Here is a 20,773-nt window from a genome sequence, read left to right as displayed (position 1 = left end):
GATCCTTGCACTGGATAAAACGCGCTCCTCCGCTCTCCCCGACCCGAAGGGCGACGCCGCAACGTTCGGGGAAGAGGGGATCGGCAAAGGTGGGAAAAAGCCCCTCGTTCAAGGGAGGCTCATCCCTTTCCCGCGCCGGAGGATCCTTAAATCAAGTCTTTGCCCGTGGTTGTCAAGGCGAGGTTGCCGTGCTTGACGCCCTTGGTGGATATGAGCTTCTGCCCGAGGTCCTTGATAACCTCGGCGTCACCCTTGAGGATGATGACTTCAAGGCAGTTGTAATGGTCGAGATGCACGTGCAGCGATGACTGAATAACGTGATGCGCCTCATGCTGAATCTCGGTCAACCGCTGCGACAGCCCGGACTTGTGGTGGTCGTAAACCAGGGTCAGGGTCCCGGCGAGATCGCCCTCGGCTTGCTCCCATTCACGCTGCACCAGCGTGTTGCGGATAAGGTCGCGAATGGCCTCGGAACGGGTCTGATAGCTGCGTTCCGCGCAGTGTTGGTCAAATTTTTCAAGCAAATCGGAATCCAGAGACACACCGAATCGAATGGTCTTGCCCATAGTGTCCTCCAATGTCAGGGAATGGTGATTTCCCAAAGGTTTACCGTGGCGTTCTGGCCGCACAGGGCGACCTTTTCCACGACCAATTTCTCGGCGGCGAACCCTTCGGCGCGCAGCCGCTCCCAGACGGGCCGGGACACGGTGCGCACAGGCTCGCCGATCCAGATGCGTCCGCCGGGCGCAAGGGCGTGGCGGAACAACCGAATCAGGGGATCGAAAAAACGTTTTTCATACAGCACGTCCCCGCCCCAGATGAAATCGAAGGCGTGCGGATTGAAGGCGGGCTGCCGCCAGTCCATGAGCAGCCACAAGGGCTGGGGAACATTGTTGAGTTCGCCGTTGTGACGGGCGAAACGCACGGCGGGCCATTCGTAATCGAAGGCCGCCACCCGCGCGCCCACCGAAGCCGCGATCATGCCGGTAAGGCCGAGCCCGCAGCCAAGATCGAGACAGGCGCGGCCGCGCAGCTTCTCCGCGTTGCGCAGGATATGCCGCCCGAGCAGTACGCTGGCGGGCCAGACCTCGGCCCAGTACGGAAGCCGTTCGTCCTCGTCCAGGTCACCGTCGTCCATGGCGTCCCACAACGCCTCCATGTCCGCGGCGCGGTCGAGAAGCCAGACGCGGCCGCCCACCTCAACCTCCACGCGGGAGCCCGGATCGGGAGCAGCGAAAGAACCAGCCGAAAAGTTGTTTAAAGATGTATTGCTCATACGCAAGAGGGAGACTACTCTCGCTTCGTGCCATGGTCAACAGATATCGTGATACTTTTTACACCTACGGATAAAAACGTGTATGACCTTATCGAGTACAACCTCATAGACAATCCTTTGAAAATACGGAGCTATTGCCCATGACCACAAAGCCTGTTCGTCAGCTTTTTGGCGCTATGGCGAACTTGTCTATAAATTTCGGTAACAACCTCGAAAGTGTCATTATTTTTACTGTTTCCAACATTTTCATCCCATGCTAAAGACTACCGATCATAGAATCGATAAACCCCTTTTCGGAGCAAGGAGAAGAATATGATCCCTGAAGATCTGATGTATGCGAAAACCCACGAGTGGGTCATGGTCGAAGGTGACGTCGCAACCGTCGGCATCACCCAGTTCGCCCAGGAGCAACTGGGCGACCTGACCTTCGTGGAACTGCCCGAGGTGGGCGACACCTTCGAGGCGGGCGCGGAAATGGGCTCGGTCGAGTCCGTCAAGGCCGCGAGCGAAATCTACGCGCCGGTGAGCGGCGAGGTTATCGAAGTCAACGCCGAGCTTGAGGACGCGCCGGAAAAGGTCAACGAAGAGCCCTACGGCGCGGGCTGGATGCTCAAATTCCGGGTCAAAGGCACTCCCGAGGGATTGCTGAACGCCGAAGGCTACGCCGCCGTGGTCGAATCCGAAGCGCACTAGGTTCGAGCTGTCGGGCCGGGGCGCGCGTCTCGGCCCTTTTCTTTTTTCTCATCCTAAAACAGCAGGTTTCATCATGCCGTTTGTACCGCATACCGAAGACGAAGTGCGCGAGATGCTCGCCACCATCGGCGTGGGCTCCGTGGACGATCTCTTTGCCGAGATTTCCGCCGACATGCGTCCGAAGAGTTTCGACATTCCCGAGGGACTGAGCGAAATGGAGGTTCTCTCCAAGCTCGAAGCCCTGGCCGCCAAAAACGCCACCGACAGCGTAAGCTTCCTTGGCGCGGGTTTTTACGATCACTATATTCCGGCCGCCGTTGACGCGCTGACCATGCGCGGCGAATTCTACACGGCCTACACGCCCTACCAGCCCGAAGCTTCCCAGGGCACCCTGCAGGCCATTTTCGAATACCAGACCGCCGTGGCCCGGCTGCTGGGCATGGATTGCGCCAACGCCTCCGTCTATGACGGCGGCACCGCCCTGTACGAAGCCACCATGATGGCCGTGCGCAAGACCAAACGCCGCAAGATCGTGGTCTCCGAAGCGCTCAACCCCATCTACCGCGTCATGCTCGGTTCCTACACCACCAATCTGGACGTGGATCTCGTCACCATCCCGCACAAGGACGGCCAGACGGACATCGAGGGCCTCAAGGCCGCACTCGACGATTCCACCGCCGCCGTGCTGGTGCAGAACCCGAACTTCTTCGGCTCGGTCAACGACCTGACCGAGCTGTTCGCGGCAGCCAAGGCGGTCAAGGCCGTGTCCATCATGTCCGTCTATCCGGTGCTCCAGACCCTGCTCAAGACGCCGGGCGAAATGGGCGCCGACATCGCGGTGGCCGAAGGCCAGTCCCTGGGCCTGCCCCTCTCCTTCGGCGGCCCGTACCTGGGCATCATGACCTGCACGAAGACAATGGTCCGCCAGATGCCCGGCCGCATCGTCGGCCGGACCACGGACACCAATGGCCGCACCGGCTACGTGCTCACCCTCCAGGCCCGTGAACAGCACATCCGACGCCAAAGGGCCACATCCAACATCTGCTCCAACCAGTCCCTGTGCGCCCTGCGCGCCCTGGTTCACATCTGCGCCCTGGGCGAGATGGGCCTCAAGCGGGTGGCAAGGGTTTCCATGGAACGCGCCCACATCTGCGCCGAGCGGCTGACCGCCATCCCCGGCGTCGAGATGCTCACCAAGGGGAGCTTCGGCAACGAGTTCGCCGTGACCCTGCCCGTGAACGCTTTCGAAGCCATCGACAAGCTGACCGAGCGCGGCTACGTCCCGGGCTTCCCCCTGGGCCGGTACTTCGAGGGACTGGAAAACGGCCTGCTGGTGGCCTGCACGGAAAAGACCAGCGAAGAACAGATCGGCATATTCGCCGAGATGCTGCGAGGTGCGCTGAAATGAAGACCATCTTTGAACAATCCGTAGCCGGGCGCGAGGGCTGCTGGCCCTGCGAAGGCATGGCAGAAGAAGCCTACATCCCCAAGGACATGCTGCGCGAAGGCAACATCGGCCTGCCCTCCGTTTCCGAGCTCGACGTGGTCCGCCACTTCACCAGGCTGTCCCAGCTCAACTACAGCGTGGACAGCAACTTCTATCCCCTGGGGTCGTGCACCATGAAGTACAACCCCAAATTCACCGAAGTGGCCGCAGGCCTGCCCGGCTTCACCCGGCTGCATCCGGTCCTGCCCCAGTTGCGGGGCGCGGGCGGATTGTGCCAGGGCGCGCTTGAGGTGATGTATGAAATCGAACGGCTGCTGTGCGAGATCACCGGCATGGCCGCCTACACCATGCACCCCATGGCGGGCGCGCACGGCGAGCTCACGGGCGTCATGCTCATGGCCGCCTACCACCGCGACAAGGGCAACAAGAAAACCAAGGTCATCGTGCCCGACTCGGCTCACGGCACCAACCCGGCGTCCGCCGCCATCGCGGGCTTCGAGATCGTTTCCGTGGAATCCAAAGACGGCATCGTCGACCCCGCGGCCCTGGAAAAGGTCCTGGACGACGAAGTGGCGGGCATGATGATGACCTGCCCGAACACGCTGGGCCTGTTCGAGAAGAACCTGCCCGAAGTCGTGCGCATGTTGCGCAAGGTCGACGCCCTGCTCTACTACGACGGCGCGAACCTTAATGCCATCATGGGCAAGATGCGTGTCGGCGACGTGGGCTTCGACATCGTTCACTGGAACGTCCACAAGACCCTGGCCACCCCCCACGGCGGCGGCGGCCCCGGTTCCGGTCCCGTCGGCGTATCCGAACGGCTGGTGGATTACCTGCCCGTGTCCAGGGTCCGCAAACGCGAGGACGGCCAGTTCTTCCTGGACTACGACTTCCCCAAATCCATCGGTTACGTGGCCCCCTTCTACGGCAACTTCGGCGTGTATCTGAAGGCATACGCCTACATACTGCGGCTGGGCGGCGCAGGACTGACCCGGGCCAGCGAAAACGCGGTCCTGGCTGCCAACTACATGCGTAAACGGCTTTCGAGCCACTTCGAGGTTCCCTACAACCGCACCTGTATGCACGAATTCGTGATCTCCGCGACTCCCCAGGCGCACAAGGGAGTACACGCCCTGGACTTCGCCAAGGGACTGCTGGACAGGGGCTACCACGCGCCCACCATCTACTTCCCGCTTATCGTTCCCGAGGCGCTCATGATCGAGCCCACCGAGACCGAGAACAAGGAAACGCTCGACAAGTTCTGCGACGATCTCATCGAGTTGGCCGAGCTGGTGGACACCAACCCCGAAGCGCTGACCTCGGCTCCGGTAAACCTGCCCGTGACCAGGCTGGACGAGACCAAGGCCGCCCGGTCCATGGAACTGACAGATGACTTATGATCTCGTAGTAATAGGGGCCGGTCCCGGCGGATTCGACGCAGCCGTTGAAGCCGCCGGACTCGGCCTGTCCGTGGCCCTGGTCGAAAAGGACTTCCTGGGCGGCACCTGCCTCAACCGCGGGTGCATCCCCACCAAGCTCTGGCTCGGGGCCACCTCCGCCGTCGAAGAGTTGCATAACCAGACCCGCATGAAGGTCGCCTCGGGCGAGGTGACCGTAAACTTCGCCGCCCTGCAAAGCAGGGTGCAGAAGCACCTGGCGGGCACCCGCAAGGCCATGGGAATGCAGCTCAAGAAACTCGGCGTGGAATTGATCGAAGGCACGGGCCGCCTGGCGGGAGACCACCAGGTGGCCGTGGCCTCGGCCGACGGGGAGAAGACCCTCGCCTACAAGAAACTGGTGGTCGCCACCGGCTCCCGGCCCATCTTCTTCCCCGGCCTGGAGCCCGACGGCGATTGCGTCCTCGACTCCGACATGTTCCTGTCCATGGAGTCCATGCCCGAATCGCTCATCGTGGTCGGCGCGGGCTTCATCGGCCTGGAAATGGCCCAGGTGGCCCACCGCTTCGGTGCCAAAGTCACCGTCGTGGACGCCATGGACCGCGTGGCTCCCCTGGAGGACCCCCAAGTTTCCAAGGCCCTGGCCGGCGTGTTCAAACGCTGGAAATGGGATATCAGGCTGAACGAGCGCGTGGCCGGTGTGGTCACCCGCGACGGGCGGGCTCTGCTCACCCTGAACTCGGGCGAGCAGATCGTTGCCGACAAGGCTCTGGTGGCTGTCGGACGCGGCCCCGTGACCAAGGAAATCGGCCTGGAGGAAGCGGGCATAGAGCTGCTCTTCAACCAGATTCAAGTGGACGACCATTTCCTGGCCGCACCGGACATCTACGCCATAGGCGACGCCAACGGCCACATCCAGTTGGCCCATGCGGCATCGCACCAAGCCCACTATGTAGCTCTCCACGCCGCAGGCAAAATCGAGACTCCTTACGCCGTCGGCCCGGTGCCGAGCGTGCTTTACGGCTCGCCTGAAGCCATGCGCGTCGGAACCATGGAGAATGAAGCATTCCTGGCCGATTTCGACACCACCGAAGTCTCCGTGGCCCAGCTTGCGGCCAATCCCATGGCCCAGGCTCATGCGGCCACCCAGGGATTCGTCAAGGTGGTCTGGTCCGACGGCAAGGTGGTCGGCGTCACGGCCGTGGGCCACGACGTATCCCGGCTCGTCACCCCGGCGGCCATGATCGTCCATCAAGGCTGGACTTTGAACGACATACATTCGGTCATTTTCCCGCATCCGTCTCTGGATGAAGCCCTGCTCATGGCCCTCAAGGCTGAGAGGAAAAAAGTGCAATGATCCTCGATATTCTCGAAAACACCGACCTCTATGCGGGACTCAACCCCCGCTTCCCCGCCGCCTTCGCCTTCCTGCGCAGGCCGGATTTGGCCGAACTGCCTCTGGGCCGAATGGACCTGGAGGACGGGCTCTATGCGGTGATGGCCAAAGGGCCGGGACGCAAGGCCGAGGACGCGCTCATCGAGACCCACGATCATTACATAGACCTCGCCTACGTCATCGACGGCACGGACAATATAGGCTGGAAAGCGCGGCGCGACCTCGGCCCCTCGGTGGAGGCGTCCGACCCGCGCAATGACGTGGCTTTCTACGCCGACGCGCCCACCCACTGGGCCGAAGTCCTGCCCGGCATGATCGCCGTCTACTTCCCCGAAGACGCCCATATGCCCATGATCTCCGACGGTGAGATACACAAGATCATCATGAAGGTCCGCGTCTGACGCGGTGCCTCCGGCGGCCGGGGGAAGGGGAAGGAACCCCTTTGAAATGGGTTTTCCTTCCCCTTCCCCCGGACCCCCAACCCCTTTCTTTCCTAAACTTTTTGTCGCCGCTTCGCGGGGTCGGCAAATGATTCGGTTTTTCCCCAACGTATTTTTCTAGCTCGAAAGTCGTTTCGGGAAGAGGTTCATCTTTTCGCATACCCACACCCGCGCGGATGCGCATACAAAAAGTTTCGGAGGGTGAGAGGGGATAGGGGGGCCAGAGGCGCCACGACGGACCCGCATGGCGGGTCCGTCTACCCAGCCGCTATCAGCCCAACGAGGTCAACGCCGTTGGATTGTACTCGCCGATGGCGTCCAGGCGCACAGCGGCGATACGCCGTTTTTCGAGCATCTGCATGACGGATTCCGGGTCGGCTCCGAGAAGGAAACCGGGAATGGAGACGGTGTTGGTGAAATTCAGGCTGACCACGGCATAAAGCAGCCTGCAATAGGCGGACGGGAATTTCGGCCGGGCCGAACCATTGATGTGAATGCGCAGTGAACGGCGGAACGGTATCCGGCTCCTGCGAAAGGCGAGCACCTCGCCGAACCGGATCAACGCATAGCCGAATGGCGTATACACCGAGAATCGATCATCGAGAATCTTGACCATGGGCTGTCGGGTCATGACCGCGGCGGCGTTTATCATGGCCACGGCAAACCCCACCATGCTGAAACAATACACTGCGAGCTTGAGGTTCTTGTCGTTCACGAGCTGGAACCCGGTCACAGCCAGCCCGAGACAGAAGGCGGCGATGAAAAGACACCCCCTGAGACTCCGCCGATTGGGATAAATCTTGATTGGCACGTACATGAGCACATCCTGTTTTCGGCTATGATTGCGGCGAACTTGCGCTCGCCCCGAAAGCAGGTACTCCTCCCGCGGGCCATGCGGCCCGAGACCTGAACACAGTCGTTCCCCCGAGCGGTCTTTCTCCGCGCGACAAGGGCGGCGCACGCAACAGGCGCGCTCGATTAAATCGACTTTGAGTGGGATTGCAAACAGACATGTCCGCTCCTCCTGGTGGATCGCACCACCGGAGAAGCAGCCGGAGCATTCAAGCGGACAATAGATTATTTTTCAGGAATACGCAAATTCGGTATTCCGAACCGACCCGATGGATCAGTGCAGGGCGCGACCCTGGGGTTCCAGAGCAAAGAAACCACCCTCCTGCGGAGGCAGTTCCAGGGCCAGAAGCCCTTCCATGGACAGATCGGGGCCGACCCACAGGTTGCCCGGCAATTTGAAGCCGCGAGCTATGCGCTTGGCGTGGTCCAGAGCGATGGACACCTGCTGGAGATAGAGGTCGCGGGGAAAGACGAACTCCACGTCGTGTTCCCAGTCGGGCCGAGGCTCGTCCGGCGGCCACGAGATGGGATTCTTGAGCCGCCAGATGACCGTATCCGCAGTGTGGGAAACCATGACTCCGTCGTCGATGCCCTGGCAGGCGGGGTTGCCGCAATCGCAGGTATAGATGAAAAACTCGCCGGACATGGTGGCCGACGTGACCAGATCCACGGGATCGACATATACCCCGATCTCATGCAGGTACTGCCCGTCCACGGACAGGTTGAAGTCGATATAGCCGTCCTCGGGATACTTCTCATCCAAGGACAGGGTCACGGAAATACGGATGTCGTTCATGCGGTCGGTTCCTCAAAATGCGATTGTCCGGCTCTCGCCACCGGCAAACGGAAGCTAGCACAAAGGGCGAAGGGCCTCAACGGCAATCGGGACCCCCGGGCCGGGGGGAGCTAGGACGGCTTCCGCTCGTGGTCCTCGGCGATCTCCGCCCTGACCGTGGCGGAATTGTATGCCGCGTCGATAGCCAGCTCAGTCAGGGTGCCCACAAGCTTCGGTTCCCTGCCGGAGCTGAGAACGGGAAGCTGAGACACGCCCCAGTCCGTGATTTTGTCCAAGGCGTCCTGTAGTGTGTCGTCCGTGGTCACGGTCACCGGATTGAGCGTGGCCAGATCGTGCGCGATGAGCAGGTCGTTCAACGCGTCCTCGTTGAGCACGGCCCGCAGATCGCGGAAGGAGATGATCCCAGTCAGCCGCCCTTCCTCGTCCACCACGTGCAGATATGGCGCGTTCTGCGTCTTGAATGTCCAGATGATGCCCGACAGGGACATGGACTGCGGTATGGTCACGAAGTCCCGGACCATGACCTCCTTGACCAGCATGTGCGAAAGCAGGTGGCGTTCCCGGCCCGCCTCGATGTCGATGCCGCGCCTGAGCAACTTGGTGGTGTAGATGGACGCCCTCTGGATGGTCGAATTCATGACCGTAGCCGTGATGCAGGTGAGCATAAGCGGCAGAATAATGGAATAGTCCGAGGTCATCTCGAAAATGATGAGGATGGCGGTGATGGGCGCATGAGTGGTGCCCGCCACCAGGCCGCCCATGGCCACCAGGGCGTATGCGCCGGGCATGGCCGTGTATGCCGGGAACAGCCAATGGACCACATGGCCGAAGACCCCGCCTGTCATGCAGCCCATGAACAGGCTGGGGGCGAAAATTCCGCCCGAACCGCCCGAACCCAGTGTCACGCTGGAGGCCGCGATCTTGACGAAAATAAGCACCAACATGAGCGCGAAGGGAGTCTGATTGACAAGAGCCGTGTTCATGGCCCCGTACCCCACGCCGAAGACCTGCGGCCAGACGGCGAAAAGGGAGCCCAGCACGGCCCCGCCGATGGCGGGCTTGCTCCATTCCGGGATGGGGATGGCGTCGAACCGGTCTTCGAGCCAATACAGCGAATTGGTGAAGGCCAGCGCAACAAAGCCGGTGACCACGCCGAGCAAGGGATAAAAGAAATACTCCCAGAGGGAGACAATGGAGTAGGACGGAATGTCAAAATGGGGAAAATCACCGAAATAATAGCGTGAGATGGCCGTGGCCATGACCGAGGACAGGACCACGGGCGAAAACTGCATGACCCCGAAGTCACCGATGATAATTTCCAGCGCGAAGAGCACTCCGGCAATGGGCGCATTGAAGGTGGCGGCGATTCCTGCCGCCGCTCCGCACCCAACCATGGTCTTCATGTGCACCCTGGGGATTTTGAACATCTGCCCTACGGACGACCCAATGGAGGAGCCGATCTGGACCATTGGCCCTTCGCGCCCCACCGAGCCGCCCGAACCGATGGTCACTGCCGAGGCGAAAATTTTGGCCGCGGCCACCCGTTTGCGGATGCGCCCGCCGCGCAGCGCGATGGCCTGCATGACCTCGGGCACGCCGTGTCCCTTGGCTTCGGACGCGAAGAAGCTGACCACCAGGCCGACAACCAATCCGCCAGCCGTCGGCATGACGATTTTCATCCATAGCGGGACGGTCCCGGCAAAGGACAGCCAGTCATCGGTGTTCTGATAGAACACCCATTGCATGTACTTGAGGATCAGCTTGAACAGAACCGCGCCGTACCCGGCCAGAACGCCAATGATGATGGCCAGGAACAAAAAGCGTACATTGGGCCGCCTGAGTTTGAGGAAGAGCGGTTCACTTCGTTCGGGGGCCATTGAATCTCCAAATCGCTCCGGGGGACGGTGTTGACTACGTACGATGGGGGCCTATCTTCCTTGCCTTCGATACTAACCTCACTTTCCCGGCGAGCGCAACGAATTGACCGGAAAACTTGAGCGGAATCGGGAAAAAGGGTAAGCAAAGCCTCCCTGATGAACTCAATCCCCTTTACGGAGAAAACCATATGGCAAAATACGACATCACCCCCATGACCCCCAATCCCGATTTCGACATGATGTATTTCATGGAAGTCGCCGGTGAAACCCGCATCGACGGCGACATCCTCGAAGAATTCGAGGAATTCTGGGACAAATGGGCCGCCGAAAGCCTCAAGGCATATGAACTAAAGAATACCGAGGGCGAAGGCAAATTCGTGCTCATCTTCCTGGACCAGGCTGCGGAGGAAGCCATCGAGGGTATCTGGCAGGACTCCCCGACCCACGGGCTGCTCTTCCACGCCCTGGCCATCACCATGGTCATGAGCTCCGCCCAGGGATTCGTCCCCGAGCTTCAGGAAGGCAAATGCGCTCCCCTGCCCCGCCCGGGCAAAGGCGTGCTTGAAGCCTTCGACACCCTCGGCCTGACCTGGAACGAAGAAGGCTCGGTCAACCGCAAATACGCGGTCCTCACCCCCTATCCCTACACCGGCGGCTGCGAGGTCTGCCACCTCAGCGCCAACTGTCCCAAGAGCACGACAAGGAGCTAGCCATGAGTTTCACGGTCAAGGACGTCCTCTCCATCCAGGTCGCCCCCGCGCTGGGTTGCACCGAGCCGGTGGCTATCGCACTGGGGGCGGCCGCGGCCGTGTCCCTGCTCCCGTCCAAGGCATACGACGCCCTTGAAGTGGCCGTGGACCCCAACGTGTACAAGAACGGCCTGGCCGTATCCATTCCCGGAGCCAAAGGGCTGTCCGGGCTGGACACGGCCGCGGCCCTGGGCGCGAGCGGCGGCGATCCCGCCCTGCGTCTCGAAGTGCTCCAGACCGTCACCGACGAGGACGTCAAGGCCGCCAAGCGGGCCCTGGCCGAAGGCCGGATAGACGTCACCCTCATCAAGGAGCATCAGGGGCTGCTCATCCGCACCAAGGCCAAGGCCGGAGATGACGTGGCCGAATCGGTCATCGAGGGCCTGCACGACAACATCGTCTCCCTGACCCTTAACGGCCGTCCGGTGGACAGTCCGCTCATCCGCACCCGCACCGACGGAGAGCCTTCCCCTGTGGCGGCCATGGAAGCATGGCTCAAGACCCTGACCCTCAACGAACTCATGGCCCTGACCGAACAACTGGACGAGGACGACTACGCCTTCCTCCAGAAGGGGGTGGACGTGAACATGCGCCTGGCCAAACGAGGCCTCAAGTACGGCCTCGGACTGGGCGTGGGCAAGACCCTGGAGCGGCTCTGCCGACAGGGGCTCATCAAGAAGGACATGATGCTCGCCGCGCGTATCCTCGCCTCGGCCGCCGCCGACGCGCGCATGTCCGGCGCGTCCCTGCCCGCCATGTCCTCCGCCGGGTCCGGCAACCACGGCCTGACCGCCATCCTGCCCATCTGGGCCGTCAAGGATTACGTCGAGGGCGTCGAGACCAGGGCCGTGCTCGAAGCCGTGGCCCTCTCGCACATCGTCACCGCCTTCGTCAAAGCGCACACAGGACGGCTATCAGCAATCTGCGGCTGTTCCGTGGCTGCGGGAGCGGGAGCCACCGCCGGGATCACCTACCTCCTGGGCGGCGACGCCCATCACATCGCCGGGGCCATCAAGAATCTCCTCGAAGACCTGGCCGGGATCATTTGCGACGGTGCAAAGACCGGCTGCGCCCTCAAACTCGCCACGGCAGCGGGCACTGCGGTCCAGGCCGCCCTTTTCTCGCTCCAGGGCGTCAACGTCCACCACACCGACGGCATCATCGGCCTCTCCTCCGAAGACACCATGCGAAACGTCGGCACCCTCGCCGTGGACGGCATGATCCAAACCGACCAGACCATCCTTCAGATCATGCTCGAAAAACGATTCTCCGACGTCTAGCAGTCGAAGTCGACCAGACCACGAAAAACGCCGTCCGCAGGTCTCACCTGCGGACGGCGTTTTTCATGCCCCGGCCACATTGTCTTCCTTGCCGAAAAATTCACCCCGCCGCTTCGCAAATCCCGCGAAGGCGTTCACACCAAATTCTCTCGGAAGAAGCTTCCGACTCCCCCCGACAAACGGGACAGGTCGTCAGGCATCCCCGCGCGGCCTCCGAAGGCGTTAAAAATACGCGAGCCGCTGGGGCGGGGTTTTATACTTGAAAAGGCTTTCGACGCGCTCCCGATCGGCTGTGGAAATTTTGAGATTCGAGACGTTGAGAATGCAGCCGAGACCGCCGTATGTCTTGACGGCGCGGTCGATGAAATCGGCATCCACGAATGCGCCTGCAAGCGTGACGGCCCGGGCTCCCCAATTCACGGTAAGGGGAATGTGCGGATCGCGTTCCGGGGCTCTGGTTATGAGGTTGCCGGTCTTAATCAAGGCTTCGAGGACCTTGGCGGGCAACATACCGCCCACGCGGCCGAGGGCTTCGAGAAAGCCGGGCATGATTGCGAAATAGTAATGCTGGTCGATCTTGCAGGCCACGGACCGCCCCGGCATGTTCAGCAGCCAGGGCCTGACCCCGAAGGCCTTGCCGAGTTTTTCCTGTAGATGTTCCACATTCGCCGTATAATCCGCCAACGCCATGCCGTTCTCCCGGTTAAAGGTGGACAACAAAAAACGCCCCGCGAGGCGGGGCGTCGTCAACATTAGTTCGGCTTCTTGTCAAATCTTTTGAGGTAGTCGGCTCGAAGTATTCCGTTTACCCTGCCCTTGATGGCTTCAACCTTGGCCGGATCACCGATCTTGGCCGAAAGAGCCTCAAGCTTCTCGGGTATTATCTTCTGACAATACTCGCTGCGCGCGTAGGTATCCCAATTGACGTGGGTGCTGGTGCTGACCGCGTAGCAGACCAAGACCTTTGCCGCATAAAAATTTTCGTAGGCGGTTTCATAATCGGAAGCCTGCTCGGCGCACCGGCCCTTGAGAAAATAGGCGTAGGCCATGTCCATGGCGCTGCGGGGCTGCGCGATGGTGTTGTCCAGATAGACCTGGGCCCCGGCGCAGTCGCCCTGGCGGACCAGCCCATAACCCGTGTCGAGATCGTTTTTCTGAGCCCCACAAGCGGCGAGCAGAAAAACCATGACCGTCATGACCGTTGCCGTCAAAATCCGTTTCATGTCGAAAGCCCCCTCGAAAAACATCACTTGCAGTTTATCGGCCTCTCTATCCCAAGCGCAACGAGAAGTCCAGACGCTAGATCGAAATGACCAAGGGAACGACCACCGGATCGCGGCCGAGCACCTTGCGGAAAAACCGCCGCAGGGCCGAGCGGATGCGCTCCTTGAGCTTGACCGTATCGCCCGGCGCGATATTTTCGTGCACATCCAGAACGATGCATTTGGCATCGTCCAACAGGTGCATGTACTGCTGCTCGAAAACAAACCCCTTGCTCATGATGTCCGGCCCCATGGATATCTCGCCCGAGGCTTCGTCCACCACCAGGACCACGATGACCATGCCCTCACCCGCAAGAAGCTGGCGTTCCTTGAGCACGCTCTGGCCCACGTCGCCCACGCCTTTGCCGTCCACCAGAATTTTTTCCGCCGCGATGCGGGGCAGAAACTCGATAGTCCCGTCATCGTGGAAGGTCACGGGCTGACCGTTCTCCACCACCAGGGATTTCTCTTGTTCCACACCGCAGTCCACGGCCAGCCTGCCATGCTTGACCAGATGGCGATACTCGCCATGCACCGGAATGAAATATTCGGGCCGCACGGTTTCAAGCATAAGGGTCAGCTCGCCCGCATGGGCATGGCCCGAAGCGTGGATGCCATGCATCTTTTCATACAGGACCTCGGCCCCGAGGCGATACAGATTGTTGATGACCCGATTAATGGCCTTGACGTTGCCGGGAATGAACCGCGAAGAAAGAATGAACAGGTCGTCGGGCCGGACGGAGAGCTGCCGATGCTCGCCCATGGCGATGCGGGACAGGGCCGCCAACGGCTCGCCCTGCGACCCGGTCACGAGGAGGACCAATTGGGAATCCCCATACTGGTCCAGGGAATCCAGCTCGATGAACGTCCCCTTGGGCACCTTGAGGTGGCCCTGCTCTCGGGCCAGCTCGATATTTCGGTGCAGGGACTTGCCGGACACGGCCACCTTGCGGCCCTCTGCGTCGGCCAGGTCGAAAATTTCCTGGATGCGCTGGATGTGGCTGGAAAAAAGGGACACCAGGATACGCCCCTTGGCCGTGTTGAATATCTCGCGCAGGGAGACCTTGATCTCCCGCTCGGTCAGGGCGAACCCTTCGTTGCCCACGTTGGTCGAGTCGGAGAGCATGAGCCGCACGCCCTCTTCCGAAAATTTGCGGAATGCGCCAAGATCAGTGGCATGGCCGCCCAAAGGATTGCGGTCGATCTTGAAATCGCCGGTATGGACCACCCTCCCGGCCGGGGTCTCGATGCCCAGGCCGAACCCCTCGATGATGGAGTGGCAGACCGGGAAAAAATGGAAACGGAAATCACCGAGCAGCAGACGGTCATAGGGACGCACGGGACGCAGATCGGCCCAACGGTCCAGGTCATGCTCCCTGAGCTTGTTCTCCACCAGCCCGAGGGTGAACTCGGAGCCGTAGACGGGAACGTCCACATTCTGCAACAGCCAGGGCAGCGCGCCGATGTGGTCCTCATGGCCGTGGGTCACGATGATGCCGTTGAGCTGGTCCTTGTGGCGCATGACGAAATCGAAGCAGGGAATGACCACGTCCACGCCGAAATGGTAATCCTCCGGAAACATCAGGCCACAGTCCACCATGACCAGGGATTTCCCGCTCCGGTAGAGCATACAGTTCATGCCTATCTCGCCGAGCCCGCCCAGCGGATACAATGTAAAGGACTGTTCAGCCATATCGCACCTACCCTTTTGCCAGCAGTTCCTTGTACGCCTGATTCATCATGGCATACAAATCGTTCTTGAACTGCTCACGCTCCTTGAGGGTGTACCTGGACGGATCGATGACGGGCAAGGCCTTGAACCGAACCACAGGCCGGTTGTCGATGAAGAAATCGCCCTTCCCCATGACGCGCCCGGTGTTGGTCATGACGATCGGGACCACGGGCAGCCCCGCCTTGAGCGCCAGAATCATGGCTCCAATCTTGAACTCCATCAGTTCGTCCAGCTTCGTATTCCGCGTTCCCTCCGGGAAAATGACCGGCGAAATGCCGCTCTTGGCGGTCTCCACCGCCTCATTCAGAGACTTCATGGCCGCACGCCGGTTCTCCCGGTCGATGCAGATATGGCCCGCGTGAGCCAGGGCCTTGCCATAAAGAGGAATCTCGAACAGGGACTTTTTGGCCACGAACCGGATGCGGTTACCCTTCAACAGCTTGAACAGGACCGGAATGTCCAGATTGGACTGATGGTTGCCGATGAATACGTAATGCCCGTTCGGGTCCACCTCGCCCATGTCCGCTTCAATCCGGATGCCGGAAAGCTTCACTGCGGCCGCGCCCCAGGCCAACCCCCAGCGGTCGTACTCGGCAGGCGTGGAGGTCTCCGGGTCCACCTTAAGCATTTTTAATGAATACCAAACAGTTACGGGAACGAGCAGTATGATGAAAAACAGTCGTCGAAGCATGATCCGTCCTTATTGTGCAAACTCCCCCGTAACTAAACCAAAACACTGCATGAAACAAGAAAAGAAAAATCCGTGCATTGCCGGAGAAGCCTCCTGGCCCCCCTTATCCCCTCTCACCCTCCGAAACTTTTTAGAGGCGCATCCGCGCGGTCGAAGGTCAACGAGGAGATTAACTTCTTTTCAAAAGAAAGCCTAACCCCAACAATCCGCAAAATAGAAATATCCAGCCCCCCACGCCTCCGCAAAGCGGCACGAAAAAGTTCAGGAAAGGAAGGGGTTGGGGGGCCGCCGGAGGCATCCCCACAAAAAAAAAGGGCGACGGCCAAGCCGTCGCCCTTTGGGGTCACAGACAATAACGAGATTATTCTTCGACGGCCTTTTTATGGGCGGCGATGACTTTTTCGGTTTCCTGGGGCGGGCATTCCTCGTAGGCGGCAAACTCCATGAAGAAGGTTCCCTGTCCGCCGGTCATGGAGTTGAGGTCCGGGGCATAGCGAAGCATTTCGGCCATGGGCACATGCGCCTTGACCTCGGTGAGGCCTGCCTGGGAGTCGGAGCCGAGCACCTTGCCGCGCCGCGAGGAGAGGTCGCCGATGACGTCGCCCATGAAGGCGTCGGGCACGGCCACGGTGACGAGCATGATCGGTTCGAGAAGGGCCATCTTGGCCTTTTCGCAAGCCTTCTTGAAGGCCAGGGAACCGGCCACCTTGAAGGCCATTTCCGAGGAATCCACGTTATGGTAGCTGCCGTCATAGAGCGTCACCTGGAAATCGATGACGGGATACCCGGCGAGCACGCCGCGAGCGGCGGTTTCCTGGATACCCTTATCCACGGCGGGGATGAACTGGCGCGGGATGGAGCCGCCCACGATCTGATCCACGAATTCGTAGCCTTCGCCGGAGCCCTTGGGGGCCACGTGAATCCAGCAGTCGCCGAACTGGCCGCGCCCGCCGGACTGCTTCTTGTGGCGTCCCTGAATCTCCCGCGCGCCGGTCTTGAAGGTCTCGCGATACGGAACCTTGGGGGTCTTGAGCACGATGGCGGTCTTGTAGCGGCGCTTGGCCTTTTCGACCGATATTTCGATGTGGTTCTGGCCCATTCCGGAAAGCAGAATATCGCCGGATTCCTCGTCGCGGGACAGGGTCAAGGTGATATCCTCTTCGAGGAGCTTGGCCACGGCGGCATAGACCTTGTCCTCTTCGCCCTTTTCCTCGGGCGCAAGTGCGAAAGTGATGAGCTGCGGCGCCTTTTCGGGCCTGGCGAGCTTGAACTCGCCCTTCTCCACCAGGGTGTCGCCCGTGTGGGTGTTCTTGAGCTTGGCCAGGGTGACGATGGCACCGGGCCCCATGGGGGTCTTCACCGGAGCCTGTTCCTTGCCGTTCATGGCCAGGAGCTGTCCCACACGCTCTTTCTCGCCGTTGGAAGTATTCACGAGCTGCGAATCAGGGGAAAGCTCGCCGGAAAGGACACGGATCACGGTCAACTGCCCGGCAAAGGGATCGGCCTGGGTCTTGAAGACGAAACAGGCCAGGGGCTCGTCCGAGGAACTGGCCAGCTCGCTGCCGTCCTCGCCCTGCCACGGCTTGTGGTCCAGAGGTCCGGGGAGCAAATTCTGGACGGTATCCAGAATCATCTGGCCGCCCTGGCAATTCAACGCCGCGCTCACCACAACCGGGACCAGCTCGCCGGAAGCGACGCCTGCCTGAAGGCCCTTGGTGATGTCTTCGGGAGAAAGCTCGCCTTCCTCGAAGTATTTTTCCATGAGGTCCTCATCGCTCTCGGCGATGTTCTCGATCATGGTCTCGCGGATGGTCTCGACCTCGTCGGCGATATCACCGGGGATTTCCCCCTCGGCGACCGCGCCGTCGTCGCCGAACATGAGGGCCTTGCCGGACATCATGTCCACCACGCCCTTGAAATTCTCCTTGGAACCGATGGGATAGTAAAGCAGTGCCGGACGCGCGCCCAAGGCTTCGGAAATGCCGTGGAAGGCCATATCGAAGTCGGCCCGGTCGCGGTCCATCTTGTTGATGACGATCATGGAGGGAAGGCCCATGTCCTGAACCCGGGCCCAGACCTTGCGAGTCAGCGGCTTGACGCCGTCCACGGCGTCGATGACCATGACCACGCCGTCGGCCGCTGTGAGTGAGTAGGAGAGATCGCCCGCGAAGTTGGAGTCGCCGGGAGTGTCGATGAGAAAATGGTCGTTCTTGTTCCACTTGAAGCTGGCGAAACCGGGCTGGATCGAACCGCGACGCTTGATTTCCTCGGGCTCGAAGTCGAGTACGGTGTTCCCCTCTTCGACTTTGCCGAGGCGGTTTACAACTCCCGAGTTGAAAAGCAGCATCTCGGCGACGGTGGTTTTGCCGCTACCGCCGTGACCGACGAGTGCATACGTTCTTTGGGTCTTGAGGTCAGGCATACTTCACTCCACATCGTTTCTGGTTGTCCTTATCGGAATCGCGGAGCCGTCTGCCCCGCGAAAAGCACGGCACTTGGTTTTTAACGGGTTTAGTCCTATAGGAAGACCAACGCGAGAATGTCAAGTCGTGACGTGCTCTCCAACTTTACTTCAAACACTTGAAATACAGTCACTTTTTTACAAGCTTCGCCTTAAAATACCCTCTTTCGCAAACAATATCAATCCGTTGAAGCGACAAAGAGAGAAACTTTCAGGAGTCCACATTGCATCTGACGAACGAGATTTTCACGGCCTCCGCCGAGGCCATCCGGGCCGAGGGCAGCCACCTGTTCTGGGCCGACAATATTACCGAATCACTCAGGAACTCCATTGAGGAGCTGGGGCAATCCGCGCCGGTCCTGGCCTATGCGGGAAGCGACGGGCTGGAACTGGCCGCGGGCGCGGCCCGACTGACCGTTCTGGCCGAACTCGGCAGGCCCGTCCTGGCTCGTCTGGTCGAAGACGCGGACGCTGTGGGGCTCGGCCTGCTCTATCTGGCGGACAACGCCCATCGGCAGCCCGACGACGCCATGCGCTTCAAGGCGTTACAATACTTCCGCCCGCTCATGGACACCGAAGCCCTGAAACGCGATATCCTGCCCCGCCTCGGGGTGCGGCCGAAATCCAAGGACGCCCGGTTGTTCATGGACTGGCTCGAACTGCCCGCCGAATGGCAAGCGCTGCTCGGCCGGGGATTCCTGCCCCTTGCCGCGGGAACCGTTCTCGGGCGCATGTCCGACGCCGACCGCGACGCGGTCCTGCCGCTTTTCTCGGCCATGTCCTGGTCCCGCTCCAACGCGGTCAACCTGCTCACATGGCTCTTTGAAGCCGGTCGAATGGCCGGATGTTCCGTGGCGGAGGTCATGACCCGCGCCGGAATGGACGCCCTGCCCGACCAGGGGTTGTCTCCCAAGGACGCCATCGCGCGGCTGTGCGCGGCTGCGCGTCAGGCCCGATACCCCGAGCTGACCCGCTTGCGCGACTGTTTCGACGCCGCGGCGCGAACCGTGACGAGCGGCACATCCTGGCGGCTGATCCAACCCGACAGTTTCGAGACCAACGGCGCGGAGCTGTCCGTGCGGATCGCCGACAAGGCCCAGCTCGCCAAGGCCATCGAGGAACTGCGGGCCATGGCCGATTCCCCGGCCTGGCAAACCGTTTTCAATCCGGGCGGCGAAGATGAATAGGCTGCCCGCCCACCTGCGCAAGATCGGCCAAGTGTTCGTGGATGAATCCATGACGAACGTTCCCATGGTGCAGCGCGTCCGCGAACGGCTGGCCGAAGGCGGCAAGGGAGATATCCCCTGGACCGTGATTCCGCCAGACCAGGACCGGGTGATCTTCGAGCAAGGCGAAACCCAGGCCCTGTACCTCAAGGAATACAAGGGAAAGTTCCTGAGGTTCTGCCCGGGCACCCGCGCCTACCATTGCTGCGGCTATCGGATCATCCACATCGGCGAGAACTGCCCCATGGCCTGCTCCTACTGCATACTTCAAGCGTATTTCCAGGACCGGGTGCTCAAGATATGGGCCAATCAGGACGACCTGTTCCGGGAGCTGGCGGACGGATTCGGCGCGGACCGGACCACCCGTTTCCGGGTGGGCACCGGCGAGTTCACCGACTCCCTGGCCCTCGAACACCTGACCGGCTACAGCCAAGACCTGGTGCGTTTCCTGGAGGACTACGACAACGTGGTCCTGGAACTGAAGTCCAAAGTGGTGGACCTCTCCTGGATGGACGGGACCACCCGCACGGACCGAGTCCTGCCCGCCTGGTCGCTGAACGCCCCGTTCGTCAACGAGCACGAGGAGTTCGATGTCTCCACCCTGACGGAACGGCTGGAGGCGGCGCGAACCTGCGCCGAAGCGGGCTTCAAGGTATGCCTGCACTTCGACCCGATCATCCGTTTCGACGGCTGGCGTGAAGGGTACGCGGAGATCATCGACCGCATCTTCGACTACGTCAGGCCGGAACAGATCGCCTACATGTCCATGGGCTCCTTCCGCTGTATGCCTCAGCTCAACCCGATCATCGAAGACAAGTTCCCGGAGACCACATACATATATAATGAATTTGTCCCCGGGCTGGACGGCAAGGCCCGCCTGCTGCGGCCCCTGCGCGTTGAGCAATTCAAGTTCATGGTCGACCGGCTGCGCGCCCACGGCATGGAGGAACAGCTGTACTTCTGCATGGAGTCCACCGAAGTCTGGCGCGAGGTCTTCGGCTATGCGCCACAGGATTTCGGCGGGCTGGGCAAACGGCTCATGAATCGCGCCTTCGGCGAATGATGAAGCTCCCGAGAACGTTGCAAACCGGGGAAAAACACGATTTCCCCCTTGCCAATCGCGGAGCAATGCGTTAACTACCCCCGACTTTAAATTCACACATCCCGCCCATAACTCCGGGTGGCCCGTGATGGCACG

At 60.8% G+C, this 20,773-nt stretch carries 19 protein-coding genes; 9 read left to right on the top strand and 10 right to left on the bottom strand.

Going from position 1 to position 20,773, the window contains the following annotated elements; genetic code table 11:
- Window positions 1-146: 146 nt before the first annotated feature.
- Window positions 147-566, bottom strand: a complete 420-nt coding sequence (gene nikR / locus LF599_RS06295) for a nickel-responsive transcriptional regulator NikR (RefSeq protein ID WP_269941813.1) — start codon at window positions 564-566, stop codon at window positions 147-149.
- Window positions 567-580: 14 nt separating this feature from the next.
- Window positions 581-1,198, bottom strand: a complete 618-nt coding sequence (locus LF599_RS06290; protein WP_404823738.1) for a class I SAM-dependent methyltransferase — start codon at window positions 1,196-1,198, stop codon at window positions 581-583.
- Window positions 1,199-1,588: 390 nt separating this feature from the next.
- Between LF599_RS06290 and gcvH the strand changes: the two genes are divergently transcribed.
- The 5 genes from gcvH to LF599_RS06265 all read left to right on the top strand — a co-directional run bounded on the left by gcvH (window position 1,589) and on the right by LF599_RS06265 (window position 6,610).
- Window positions 1,589-1,969 (top strand): glycine cleavage system protein GcvH, encoded by a 381-nt coding sequence (gene gcvH, locus LF599_RS06285; protein WP_269941310.1) that lies wholly within the window; start codon window positions 1,589-1,591, stop codon window positions 1,967-1,969.
- Between the two features lie 73 nt (window positions 1,970-2,042).
- Window positions 2,043-3,377: an aminomethyl-transferring glycine dehydrogenase subunit GcvPA gene (gene gcvPA, locus LF599_RS06280; RefSeq protein WP_279522689.1), complete on the top strand. Its 1,335-nt coding sequence runs from the start codon at window positions 2,043-2,045 to the stop codon at window positions 3,375-3,377.
- Entirely contained in the window at window positions 3,374-4,816 is a 1,443-nt protein-coding gene (gene gcvPB, locus LF599_RS06275) for an aminomethyl-transferring glycine dehydrogenase subunit GcvPB (protein WP_279522688.1), read from the top strand. Before gcvPA ends, gcvPB begins: the two co-directional genes overlap by 4 nt.
- Window positions 4,806-6,170, top strand: a complete 1,365-nt coding sequence (locus LF599_RS06270; RefSeq protein WP_279522687.1) for a dihydrolipoyl dehydrogenase family protein — start codon at window positions 4,806-4,808, stop codon at window positions 6,168-6,170. The genes gcvPB and LF599_RS06270 overlap by 11 nt, the downstream gene beginning before the upstream one ends.
- Complete coding sequence (locus tag LF599_RS06265) at window positions 6,167-6,610, top strand: YhcH/YjgK/YiaL family protein (protein ID WP_279522686.1); 444 nt, start codon at window positions 6,167-6,169, stop codon at window positions 6,608-6,610. Before LF599_RS06270 ends, LF599_RS06265 begins: the two co-directional genes overlap by 4 nt.
- Before the next feature lie 310 nt (window positions 6,611-6,920).
- On the opposite strand, the gene LF599_RS06260 is transcribed toward LF599_RS06265, so the two are convergent.
- From LF599_RS06260 to LF599_RS06250, 3 genes are all read right to left on the bottom strand, one after another.
- Window positions 6,921-7,466 carry a hypothetical protein gene (locus tag LF599_RS06260; protein ID WP_279522685.1) on the bottom strand — a complete coding sequence of 182 codons (546 nt, stop codon included), beginning with the start codon at window positions 7,464-7,466 and terminating at the stop codon, window positions 6,921-6,923.
- 309 nt (window positions 7,467-7,775) lie between these two features.
- Window positions 7,776-8,297 carry a hypothetical protein gene (locus LF599_RS06255; protein WP_279522684.1) on the bottom strand — a complete coding sequence of 174 codons (522 nt, stop codon included), beginning with the start codon at window positions 8,295-8,297 and terminating at the stop codon, window positions 7,776-7,778.
- 110 nt (window positions 8,298-8,407) lie between these two features.
- Window positions 8,408-10,174, bottom strand: a complete 1,767-nt coding sequence (locus LF599_RS06250) for a chloride channel protein (RefSeq protein ID WP_279522683.1) — start codon at window positions 10,172-10,174, stop codon at window positions 8,408-8,410.
- Between the two features lie 188 nt (window positions 10,175-10,362).
- On the opposite strand from LF599_RS06250, the gene LF599_RS06245 reads away from it, so the two are divergent.
- Entirely contained in the window at window positions 10,363-10,884 is a 522-nt protein-coding gene (locus LF599_RS06245) for a hypothetical protein (RefSeq protein ID WP_279522682.1), read from the top strand.
- 2 nt (window positions 10,885-10,886) lie between these two features.
- Entirely contained in the window at window positions 10,887-12,203 is a 1,317-nt protein-coding gene (locus tag LF599_RS06240; protein WP_279522681.1) for an L-cysteine desulfidase family protein, read from the top strand.
- A 222-nt stretch (window positions 12,204-12,425) separates the two neighbouring features.
- Here LF599_RS06240 and LF599_RS06235 read toward each other — a convergent pair whose 3' ends face one another.
- The 5 genes from LF599_RS06235 to LF599_RS06215 form a co-directional block, all read right to left on the bottom strand.
- Window positions 12,426-12,893, bottom strand: a complete 468-nt coding sequence (locus tag LF599_RS06235) for a hypothetical protein (RefSeq protein WP_279522680.1) — start codon at window positions 12,891-12,893, stop codon at window positions 12,426-12,428.
- 62 nt (window positions 12,894-12,955) lie between these two features.
- Window positions 12,956-13,426, bottom strand: coding sequence for a lipoprotein (locus LF599_RS06230; protein WP_269941319.1), 471 nt, complete (start codon window positions 13,424-13,426; stop codon window positions 12,956-12,958).
- Between the two features lie 76 nt (window positions 13,427-13,502).
- A complete protein-coding gene (locus LF599_RS06225) occupies window positions 13,503-15,158 on the bottom strand; it encodes a ribonuclease J (RefSeq protein ID WP_279522679.1) in 1,656 nt (551 codons plus the stop codon).
- A gap of 7 nt (window positions 15,159-15,165) precedes the next feature.
- Window positions 15,166-15,888 carry a lysophospholipid acyltransferase family protein gene (locus LF599_RS06220; protein WP_269941320.1) on the bottom strand — a complete coding sequence of 241 codons (723 nt, stop codon included), beginning with the start codon at window positions 15,886-15,888 and terminating at the stop codon, window positions 15,166-15,168.
- Window positions 15,889-16,249: 361 nt separating this feature from the next.
- Window positions 16,250-18,310: an elongation factor G gene (locus tag LF599_RS06215; RefSeq protein ID WP_279522678.1), complete on the bottom strand. Its 2,061-nt coding sequence runs from the start codon at window positions 18,308-18,310 to the stop codon at window positions 16,250-16,252.
- A gap of 263 nt (window positions 18,311-18,573) precedes the next feature.
- Here LF599_RS06215 and LF599_RS06210 point away from each other — a divergent pair, with 263 nt between their 5' ends.
- Complete coding sequence (locus tag LF599_RS06210; protein WP_279522677.1) at window positions 18,574-19,536, top strand: hypothetical protein; 963 nt, start codon at window positions 18,574-18,576, stop codon at window positions 19,534-19,536.
- Window positions 19,529-20,638 (top strand): SPL family radical SAM protein, encoded by a 1,110-nt coding sequence (locus LF599_RS06205; RefSeq protein ID WP_269941323.1) that lies wholly within the window; start codon window positions 19,529-19,531, stop codon window positions 20,636-20,638. The genes LF599_RS06210 and LF599_RS06205 overlap by 8 nt, the downstream gene beginning before the upstream one ends.
- Window positions 20,639-20,773: the final 135 nt, after the last annotated feature.

Origin of the sequence: Pseudodesulfovibrio thermohalotolerans (assembly GCF_021353295.2) — a bacterium.
In the GTDB taxonomy this organism is placed as follows: Bacteria; Desulfobacterota; Desulfovibrionia; order Desulfovibrionales; family Desulfovibrionaceae; genus Pseudodesulfovibrio; species Pseudodesulfovibrio thermohalotolerans.
This window is presented reverse-complemented; position numbering and strand designations above follow the sequence as displayed.